Source organism: Streptomyces tendae, assembly GCF_014650435.1.
In the GTDB taxonomy this organism is placed as follows: domain Bacteria; phylum Actinomycetota; class Actinomycetes; order Streptomycetales; family Streptomycetaceae; genus Streptomyces; species Streptomyces tendae.
In genome coordinates, this window is the sequence record NZ_BMUY01000086.1 from 1 (window position 1) to 770 (window position 770).

Here is a 770-nt window from a genome sequence, read left to right on the forward strand (position 1 = left end):
GGCGTGATGGCGCTGTTCATGCGCGCCGAGCTGGCTCGACCTGGTCTGCAGATCATGTCGAACGAGCAGTTCAACCAGGCGTTCACGATGCACGGCACGATCATGCTGCTGATGTTCGCGACGCCGCTGTTCGCGGGCTTCGCGAACTGGATCATGCCGCTGCAGATCGGCGCGCCGGACGTGGCGTTCCCCCGGCTGAACATGTTCGCCTACTGGCTGTACCTGTTCGGCTCGACGATCGCGGTGGGCGGGTTCCTGACCCCGCAGGGCGCGGCCGACTTCGGCTGGTTCGCCTACTCGCCGCTGTCCGACGCGGTGCACTCGCCCGGTATCGGCGGTGACCTGTGGATCATGGGTCTGGCCTTCTCCGGCTTCGGCACCATCCTCGGCTCGGTCAACTTCATCACCACGATCATCTGCATGCGTGCGCCGGGCATGACCATGTTCCGCATGCCGATCTTCACCTGGAACGTGCTGCTGACCGGTGTGCTGGTCCTGCTGGCCTTCCCGGTGCTGGCCGCGGCCCTGTTCGCGCTGGAGGCCGACCGCAAGTTCGGTGCCCACATCTTCGACTCGTCCAACGGCGGGGCGTTGTTGTGGCAGCACTTGTTCTGGTTCTTCGGGCATCCAGAGGTGTACATCATCGCGCTGCCGTTCTTCGGCATCGTCAGTGAGATCATCCCGGTCTTCTCCCGCAAGCCGATCTTCGGCTACATGGGTCTGATCGGTGCGACGATCGCGATCGCGGGTCTGTCGGTGACGGTGTGGGC

General features: G+C 64.4%; 1 protein-coding gene. It reads left to right on the plus strand.

The window, feature by feature from the left end; all coding sequences use genetic code 11:
* Window positions 1-770, plus strand: a 770-nt coding sequence (locus tag IE258_RS40740) for a cbb3-type cytochrome c oxidase subunit I (RefSeq protein WP_189750830.1), incomplete at both ends; no start/stop codon positions are given.